At 46.0% G+C, this 9,223-nt stretch carries 6 protein-coding genes and 1 rRNA gene; all 7 read right to left on the bottom strand.

Features of this window, described 5'->3' with window-relative positions:
• Window positions 1–175: ribosomal RNA gene (locus tag AWV70_RS04005) — 16S ribosomal RNA — on the bottom strand; the annotation flags it as partial.
• A 404-nt stretch (window positions 176–579) separates the two neighbouring features.
• Complete coding sequence (locus AWV70_RS04000; RefSeq protein WP_060204627.1) at window positions 580–1,677, bottom strand: HD-GYP domain-containing protein; 1,098 nt, start codon at window positions 1,675–1,677, stop codon at window positions 580–582.
• A 122-nt stretch (window positions 1,678–1,799) separates the two neighbouring features.
• Window positions 1,800–4,334: a DNA gyrase subunit A gene (gene gyrA, locus AWV70_RS03995; RefSeq protein ID WP_060204625.1), complete on the bottom strand. Its 2,535-nt coding sequence runs from the start codon at window positions 4,332–4,334 to the stop codon at window positions 1,800–1,802.
• A gap of 117 nt (window positions 4,335–4,451) precedes the next feature.
• A complete protein-coding gene (gyrB, locus tag AWV70_RS03990) occupies window positions 4,452–6,374 on the bottom strand; it encodes a DNA topoisomerase (ATP-hydrolyzing) subunit B (RefSeq protein WP_060204623.1) in 1,923 nt (640 codons plus the stop codon).
• Between the two features lie 71 nt (window positions 6,375–6,445).
• Complete coding sequence (recF, locus tag AWV70_RS03985) at window positions 6,446–7,567, bottom strand: DNA replication/repair protein RecF (RefSeq protein WP_060204621.1); 1,122 nt, start codon at window positions 7,565–7,567, stop codon at window positions 6,446–6,448.
• Complete coding sequence (gene yaaA, locus AWV70_RS03980) at window positions 7,557–7,796, bottom strand: S4 domain-containing protein YaaA (RefSeq protein ID WP_060204615.1); 240 nt, start codon at window positions 7,794–7,796, stop codon at window positions 7,557–7,559. The genes recF and yaaA overlap by 11 nt, the downstream gene beginning before the upstream one ends.
• A gap of 162 nt (window positions 7,797–7,958) precedes the next feature.
• Window positions 7,959–9,092: a DNA polymerase III subunit beta gene (gene dnaN / locus AWV70_RS03975; RefSeq protein WP_060204613.1), complete on the bottom strand. Its 1,134-nt coding sequence runs from the start codon at window positions 9,090–9,092 to the stop codon at window positions 7,959–7,961.
• Between the last annotated feature and the right edge of the window lie 131 nt (window positions 9,093–9,223).

Here is a 9,223-nt window from a genome sequence, read left to right as displayed (position 1 = left end):
TCGGTATTAGCCCCGGTTTCCCGGAGTTATCCCCATCTGCAGGGCAGGTTGCCCACGTGTTACTCACCCGTCCGCCGCTAATATCAAGGAGCAAGCTCCCTTCAATCCGCTCGACTTGCATGTATTAGGCACGCCGCCAGCGTTCGTCCTGAGCCAGGATCAAACTCTCCATAATAGAGAAATTCGAGTAGCTCGAGTTTCTTGCTGGCATCATTTAAGATGTCAATTTTGAATCCGAAGATTCGTTTGTTCTTTTCACCGACAAGGTCGGCTCGAGAACTTTATTTGTTGACGTTTTGCTGTTCAGTTTTCAAGGTTCATTGTGTGTCGCTCCGTCAGAAGCAACTCTTATATAATACCACGCTTGCAATTCCTTTGTCAACAACTTTCCTAAAAAAAATTTTAAGTTGTTTTTAGTAGTTATTCACTTACCGGAAACGCAACGTTATTTACTATACCATCTTGTCTTTTTGAATGCAATACCTTTTTCATTTTTTTCTTTCCTTCTATACTATTACTTACTTACTTTCTTTCCCCAAAGAATAAAGCCGCTGCACCGGTAGCGCGGCTTTATTCTCTTCATTCCACAATCTTTGAGATTGCAATGCCTCTGTGCGTCGCCAAATCAATGATGACTCCATCCGCTATCTTTTTGATCATCGGCCTTAATGGTGTATCGCGATGAATGAACATGATTTCGCCGACTTCCCCATCCGTCAGCTTCACCCTTGTCCCGATAGACAGATTGCCGACAAGTCTATGAAGCGCATCCACGACTTTTATATCGAATTTACCGAACTCCTCTTCTTTAATCATTTCGATCACTTTGTAAGGGGAATGTTTTACTCTGTATAATCTTTCCGACGTCATCGCATGGAAGACATCCGCCACCGCGAGGATTTGGGAGAATACCGAAATGGTCTCCATCTTCTCTCCGCGTGGGTAGCCGCTTCCATCAAGACGCTCATGATGTTGAAGAATTGCCAGTTTCATTTCCTGCCTGAGCAAGGGTGTGTCCTGTATCATTTTCACGCTGAACAACGTATGCTTTTTCACTTCGTTATATTCTTCTTTCGTTAGGAACGCGGTCTTTTCCAGTATGGAAGGCGCAATTTTCGCCATGCCGCAATCCGCTAATGCACCCGCCAATCCTAATTGCAGTGCGTCTCCTTTTTCATATCCCATTTGATTGCTGATCGCTGCTGCAAGAATCCCGACAGCGACGGAATGATGATAAATGTATTCTTCTGGGTTTGAGAATTCGTTCAACATCGTAAGCATTTGTTTCTGCTTAAGGAATTTCTCAAGCAATGGAATGATGAATCCGCGGACTTTCGGGACATTAGGACGTTGACCAGCCCTCCAATAGTTGAATTCCTTCTTATACACACGGACCGCTTCGTTATATTCTTTGCGTAGCTGGTACATGCTTACCGGAATATTATCCAGAATGTCTTCAGCATTCATGGAAGAATCCTTCTCCGATTCTGGAATGTCTTTTTGGACGACCCGCTCTTCCACCTTGACGCGCTTCACGCCAAAAGCCTGCAACACTTGTATATGTTCCTGCGTTAGTTCTGTGTCCTTTCGCATAATCGGATACTTCGTCTTGCCATATACGTCTTCTTTCAGTAAAATTCCTGCACGCAGCTCACTGCTCGTTTTATATACTTCCATCTGTAAGGTGTCACCACTTTCCGATCGTCTCTTAAGGTCTATCATACTGCAAATATTCAAAATAGACGATAGAAAAAAAGTTATTGAGCGGCAATTCTGCCGTCTCAATAACTTTTTTTAAATCATTCTTCTGTGTCTTCTACATCATCCACTTCGATGGACCCATCCATCTCTACTTCCGTATGATGTTCATCATTGTCGCCATTTTCGTCGATTTCTTCATGCTCGTCTTCCTTCTCGACTTTTGCGACTGTCGCGACAAGTTCATCTTCTCCAAGACGGATCAGGCGGACGCCTTGCGTGCTGCGGCCGATTGAGGAAATGTCTTCAATATCCATGCGGATGAGAATGCCATGGATTGTAATCAGCATAAGATCTTCCGATCCGTCGACCGTTTTCATTGCAACGAGCTGACCGTTCCGATCGGTGACGTTCAATGTCTTTAATCCATATCCACCACGTGTTTGGATGCGGTATTCGTCTTCCGGTGTCCGTTTTCCGAAGCCCTTTTCCGTAACGACTAGAATTTCATCGCCTTCCGATACAGTGTCCATGCCGACAGCAATATCTCCTTCACGTAAACGGATTCCACGGACGCCACTTGCGACACGGCCCATGGAACGGATATCTCGCTCGTCGAATTTGATAAGCATGCCATCACGTGTACCGATTGCGATGTTCTGATCGCCATTCGTCATTTTCACGCCGATCAATTCATCATCGCCGCGCAATGTCAAAGCGATCAAGCCGTTGGAGCGGATATTGGCAAAGTCGGCAACCGATGTACGCTTGACGACACCACCACGTGTAGCGAAGAAAAGATATTTATCCTCCTCGAATTTCTCTACAGGAATCATGGCTGTGACCTTTTCATCCTTGTCGACATCCAGCAGATTGATGATTGGCAGACCTTTCGCCGTCCTGCTGAATTCCGGCACTTCATAGCCCTTCTTGCGGAATACTCTTCCTCGGCTTGTAAAGAACAGGATCGTATCATGTGTCGAGGTGTTCAACAAATGCTCGACAAAGTCATCGTCATTCGTCCCCATTCCTTGAATACCGCGGCCTCCGCGACGCTGGCTCCGGTACGTACTGGCAGGGAGCCTTTTGATGTAGCCGTTATGCGTCAATGTCAATACGGAGTTCTCAACAGGGATGAGGTCCTCATCCTCGAGCATTTCCGCACCGCCGCTTCCAATTTCAGTCCTACGATCATCGGCGAAACGCTGCTTCACTTCCAGCAGCTCTTCACGTATGATATCGAGCACTTTTTCCTCGTCTGCAAGAATGGCGCGCAACTCGGAAATCAAGACTAAGAGCTCTTGGTATTCATTCTCGATTTTATCGCGTTCCAATCCTGTCAAACGTTGAAGGCGCATATCAAGAATGGCCTGGGATTGTCGTTCAGACAAATTGAAACGTTCCATGAGTCCCGTTTTGGCTTCATCGGTCGTTTTTGAACCACGGATCAGAGCGATGATTTCATCGATATGATCGAGTGCAATCCGTAAACCTTCCAAAATGTGTGCGCGGTCTTCCGCTTTATTCAACTCGTATTGAGTACGTCTTCGGATGACCACTTTCTGATGTTCCAAATAATGATAAAGAATTTCTTTCAACGCTAGGATTTTCGGCTGTCCGTCAACGAGCGCAAGCATATTGATGCCGAAGCTCGATTGCAGGGCAGTGTGCTTGTAAAGATTATTCAACAATACATGTGCGTTGGCATCCCTGCGGACTTCGATGACAATGCGCATCCCAGTCCGGTCGGATTCATCCGCCAAATGCGTGATGCCTTCAATCCGCTTGTCACGGACAAGCTCGGCGATCTTCTCGATGAGCCGTGCTTTGTTCACCTGGTAAGGAAGCTCTGTTACTATAATTGTTTCTTTACCGTTAGACTGCTGTTCAATTTCAATTTTACCTCTGATGATAATTGAACCGCGCCCGGTTTCATATGCTCTGCGGATACCGCTTCTGCCAAGGATGATACCCCCGGTCGGGAAATCCGGACCTGGGATGATTTCCATCAACTCCTCGGTAGTGATTGCCGGATTGTCTGCCATCGCAAGTACCCCGTCAATTGTTTCACCTAAATGATGCGGCGGGATATTCGTAGCCATTCCGACCGCTATGCCCGATGTTCCATTGACAAGAAGATTTGGGAAACGGCTCGGCAGGACAATCGGTTCTTTCTCTTGACCGTCGTAGTTATCTTGGTAATCGATCGTGTCTTTATTGATGTCTCGCAACAATTCCATCGCGATCCGTGACATCCGTGATTCTGTGTAACGCATCGCCGCAGCTGCATCGCCATCAACAGAACCGAAATTCCCATGGCCATCAACGAGCATATAGCGATAGTTGAAATCCTGTGCCATCCGAACCATCGTGTCATAGACGGCACTGTCGCCATGGGGGTGATACTTACCAATTACGTCCCCGACGATACGGGCTGATTTCTTATGTGGTTTATCCGCGGTGTTTCCAAGATCCTGCATCGCATAAAGAATTCGGCGGTGGACGGGCTTCAACCCATCCCTCACGTCAGGCAATGCCCGGGAAACGATAACACTCATCGCATAGTCGAGAAAGGATGTCTTCATCTCCGTACTGATGTTAATGCCTTGGACACCACGTTTTGGCATATCTGCCATATTGTCAAACTCCTTTCAACTCAGGCGCTTTTCACGCACAGCCTGTCAACTGAACAAAGCCCCGTCTGTTGCAGGTCCATGTTCCATGTTCATATATTGATATATATTTTGACTCAATTACGCATCCAGATTTTTTACATACATCGCATTTTCCTCGATGAATCTGCGACGCGGTTCGACTTCGTCACCCATCAATTGCTCAAATGTCTCATCCGCATCAAAAGCGTCTTCAAGGTGCACTTGGAGTAGTGTACGCTGATCCGGATCCATCGTCGTCTCCCATAACTGGGTGGCGTCCATTTCACCAAGACCTTTATAGCGTGTAATGACTGGCTTCGGCACAGAAGATAGCCGGTTCAGGATTTCCTGAAGTTCTTCTTCGTCGAAGCAATATTCCTCATGCTTGCCTTGCTTGACCCGGTATAGCGGCGGTTGTGCGATATAGACATAGCCCGCTTCGATCAACGGTCGCATGAAACGGAAGAAGAATGTCAATAATAACGTCCGGATATGTGCTCCATCGACGTCGGCATCCGTCATGATGACGATTTTATGGTAGCGTGCCTTCGAAAGATCAAATTCATCCCCGATGCCTGTACCGAGCGCCGTGATCATCATCCTGATTTCCGCATTGCCTAAAATACGGTCCAATCTTGCTTTTTCAACGTTCAGGATTTTCCCCCGCAATGGCAAGATCGCCTGGAAGTGACGGTCACGTCCGCTTTTTGCGGAACCGCCCGCCGAGTCCCCTTCAACGATGTACAATTCACTGATAGCAGGATTACGTGATGAGCAGTCTGCAAGCTTTCCTGGAAGGCTTGATACTTCCAAGGCAGATTTCCGGCGTGTCAGTTCACGTGCATTTTTGGCAGCAATCCGAGCGCGTGCCGCCATAAGACTTTTATCGATTACCATACGTGCGGTCACCGGGTTTTCAAGAAGGAAACGTTGGAAGCCTTCCGAGAATAAAGCATTCGTAATTGTGCTCACTTCGGAGTTGCCCAATTTCGTTTTTGTCTGCCCTTCGAATTGGGGATCCGGGTGTTTGATTGAAATGATCGCCGTCAATCCTTCCCGCACATCATCGCCTGAAAGGTTCGGATCCGCCTCTTTCAGCATTCCGTTCTTCCTGGCATAATCGTTGACAACACGTGTCAATGCGGTCTTGAATCCTGATTCATGTGTACCGCCCTCATACGTATTGATGTTATTCGCGAACGAAAACAGGTTTTCCGCATAGCCGCTATTGTATTGCATCGCAATTTCGATAGAAATGCCGTCTTTCTCGCCTTCTATGAAAATCGGTTCCTCGTGGATAGGCTCTTTGTTTTTATTCAAATGTTCAACGTAGGATTTGATGCCGCCTTCGTAGTAAAACGTATCAGTGCGGTTTTCCTCCTCGCGTTCATCTGTAATGCTGATGCGCAAGCCTCTGTTCAAGTATGCGAGCTCACGAAGACGATGCGCCAATATTTCATATTCATAGACTGTCGTTTCCGTGAAAATTTCCGGGTCGGCTTTGAATCGTGTGCGTGTTCCGGTTTCGTCTGTTTCACCGATAACTTCCAATTCATGTGACAAGATACCCCGTTCAAACTTGATGAAATGAACCTTGCCATCCCGTCGAACATATACTTCCGTTTCCTCGGAAAGTGCGTTCACAACAGAGGCGCCGACACCGTGCAAACCGCCCGATACCTTATAGCCTCCGCCTCCGAATTTACCTCCGGCATGAAGGACTGTCATAATTACTTCAACAGCCGGTCTGCCTGTCGATTCCTGAATGCCTACCGGAATGCCTCGTCCATTGTCGTCGACGCGGATCCAGTTATCTTTTTCAATCGTCACTTCAATATGATCACAATAGCCCGCAAGCGCCTCGTCGATACTGTTGTCGACAATTTCCCATACGAGATGGTGAAGCCCTCGCGAACTTGTTGTGCCGATGTACATGCCCGGACGTTTACGGACAGCTTCCAGGCCTTCTAAGACCTGTATCTGATTCGCATCATATGCCGTCTGCAATTCTTTTTCTTCCATAGCCAAACTGTTCACCTTTCCTTTCCGAACATCAATCTAACCTTCTATCACTTTCAAACAGGAATGGATCTTCAATTCCCTTTATCGCTGACCTTGCCCGCCGATACTTCATACAGTTCGGCGTCGCGTATCGTCTCATGGTCGATTCCTGCAATGTTCGTCGTCGTGACGAATGTCTGCACTTGGCCTTGCATCGTGTTCAACAGATGGGACTGGCGATAATCATCGAGCTCGGAAAGCACGTCATCCAAAAGAAGGACCGGCGTCTCTCCGACTTCCTGTTTGACAAGGTCTATTTCCGCAAGTTTAAGGGACAGCGCCGTTGTCCGCTGCTGCCCTTGCGAACCGTACGTTTGGATATCATAGCCATTCACAAAAAAATGGAGATCGTCACGGTGCGGTCCGATCAGTGTCATTCCGCGTTCCAACTCACGACGTCTCACTTCGTGCAATTTTTGGCTGAGTATTTCTTCCATCTGTTCAGCAGTCTGCCCAGAATCCAACTCTTTTAATGTCCCATACGTCACTTTTAACTGCTCAAGGCCCCTGGAAATCCCTTTATGGATCGGCTCCGCCCATTTTTGAAGCAGTTCGATGAAATAAAATCGTTTCCGTATGATCTGAACAGCGAGCTGTATATATTGTTCTGTATAAATATCGAACATGACGTCCGTAAAATCCAATTTACCGCGATGATCTTTGAGGATTGCGTTCCGTTGTTTTAAGACCTTTTGAAAAGTCAGCAGGTCATGGAGATAGACGGGGGAGATTTGTCCGATTTCCATGTCTAAGAATCTTCTTCGGACCTGTGGACTTCCCTTTACAAGATTCAAGTCCTCCGGAGCGAACATGACAACATTGAGTTGCCCAATATAGAGGCTAAGCCGGTTTTGTTCCAAATGGTTGACCCGCGCTTTTTTGCCTTTTTTCGATATCGTCAATTCAAGCGGGAGACGTCCGTATTTTCGCTGGATGTCCCCTTCTATTTTACCATACTCTTGTTCCCAACGTATAAGTTCACGATCATTTGCTGTGCGATGCGATTTCGCCATCGATAATACGTAGATCGCCTCCATAATGTTCGTTTTTCCTTGTGCATTTTCACCAATTAAAACGTTGATATGCGGGGAAAAGGATAGTTCAAGAGAAGAATAATTCCGGTAATCCGTTAGAGCAAGCCGTTCAATGAACATCCGATTGACCGTCTAAGGATGTGGATATTTTGAATTTGCCTGCACCGGGAATAGTGACGATATCTCCGTCATATAGCTTTTTGCCCCGTCTACGATCGACTTCCCCGTTTACGTAGACAGTGTTTTCCTCCAAAAACCATTTGGCCATGCCGCCGGAGCTTATACAATTCGACATTTTCAGCAATTGGCCTAATGTGATGAATTCAGTATCTATTTTCATGAGTTCCATCCGCTTCAGTCCTTCATAAGTTAGTCTGTCCCTCTATTTTACCGAACTTTCAGCTGTAAGTAAAAATGTAAGTGAAAAGGATGTATACGAAATAAAAAGAAACAGGCGAAGGAAAACGTTTTGCATTCCTTTGCCTGTTGTAAATAGACAGTCTCCTGATTGTTAAAATGTCCTGACAGGTAAAATCAATTGTAAAATTGCGTCGCTTTCCATTGATTTCAAGATGAATGGCCTCATCGCACCTGTGAAATGGATCGCAATGTCCTGGCCTTCGATGGCTTTTAAGGCATCCATCATATATTTGGCGCTGAAGGAAATTTTCAAGTCCTCGCCATTTACATCGAGCGCCTCGATCAATTCCTCAACCTTTCCGATTTCCGGAGAATTGGATGAGACTTCAATAGTGTTACCGCCTTCTGCAGAGAATCGTACAATATTATTTCGGTCTTCACGGGCGAGCAACGAAGCCCGATCGATCGCCTGTAATAATTTACGGCCGTTCACTTGTACAGTCGTTTTATATTCGGAAGGGATCAATCTTGATGTATCTGGATAATTCCCTTCCAGGAGTCTTGAATAAAACAATACGTTCCTAGATTTGAAAAGGACTTGCTGATCTGCAATGACGATTTCGACAAGATCTGTGTTATCCGGAAGGATTTTATTCAACTCCTGAAGGCTTTTACCTGGAATGACTACGCTGAATGGGCTTTCCGGCATCATTTCAGGGACGATTTCCCTTCTGGCGAGACGGTGGCTATCGGTTGCTACACAGACAAGCTTTTCTTCGTCCGTTTCCCAATGCACACCCGTTAAAATCGGGCGCGTTTCCTGCTGGGATACAGCAAAGACAGTTTCCTTGATAATCGATTTCATCAAATCGGAAGGCAAAGAGAAACGGTATTCGTCTTTCACATTTGGAAGAACAGGGTATTCATCTGAATTTGAACCGATCAGATGGAATTCAGATTTTCCTGATTGGATATGGGTTTGCATGTTTTCAACTTCGATGATGACATCGTTCGTCGGCAGTTTACGGACAATTTCACTGAAGACTTTTGCCTGAAGGATGATAGAACCTGGTTCAATGACACGGATGATCTGTTCGCCATCTTGTTCAACAGGGATGAATGTGCAGATCGTAATATCCGAATCACTTCCTGTCATCGTCAATCCTTTTTCATTCACATCCATTTTTACGCCGGTCAAAATGGGGTTGGCCACTTTCTGACTGATTGCTTTCATGACGTCATTCAATCCTTCGAGTAACCAATCTCTCATTATTTCAAATTTCATTTTGCACCCTCGCTTATATAATTATTAGTTAAGTAATAAAGATAGTAATAGTAATAGGGGCTGTGGAAATGTGGATAAGCCCCAAAATCCTATATGTTAGGAAACGATTCACATGTGAATAATATGTGCAC

Source organism: Sporosarcina koreensis (assembly GCF_001531445.1).
GTDB lineage: Bacteria > Bacillota > Bacilli > Bacillales_A > Planococcaceae > Sporosarcina > Sporosarcina koreensis_C.
The sequence above is the reverse complement of the archived record's forward strand: the minus strand, read 5'-3'. Positions and strand labels throughout refer to the sequence as shown.

Coding starts and splice junctions, on each gene's coding strand:
- gyrA (WP_060204625.1), bottom strand. CDS start 4,334: ATGGCAGATATGCCAAAACGTGGTGTCCAAGGCATTAACATCAGTACG.
- AWV70_RS04000 (WP_060204627.1), bottom strand. CDS start 1,677: ATGGAAGTATATAAAACGAGCAGTGAGCTGCGTGCAGGAATTTTACTG.
- dnaN (WP_060204613.1), bottom strand. CDS start 9,092: ATGAAATTTGAAATAATGAGAGATTGGTTACTCGAAGGATTGAATGAC.
- recF (WP_060204621.1), bottom strand. CDS start 7,567: ATGTTCATTGAACGGCTTGCTCTAACGGATTACCGGAATTATTCTTCT.
- gyrB (WP_060204623.1), bottom strand. CDS start 6,374: ATGGAAGAAAAAGAATTGCAGACGGCATATGATGCGAATCAGATACAG.
- yaaA (WP_060204615.1), bottom strand. CDS start 7,796: ATGGAACTCATGAAAATAGATACTGAATTCATCACATTAGGCCAATTG.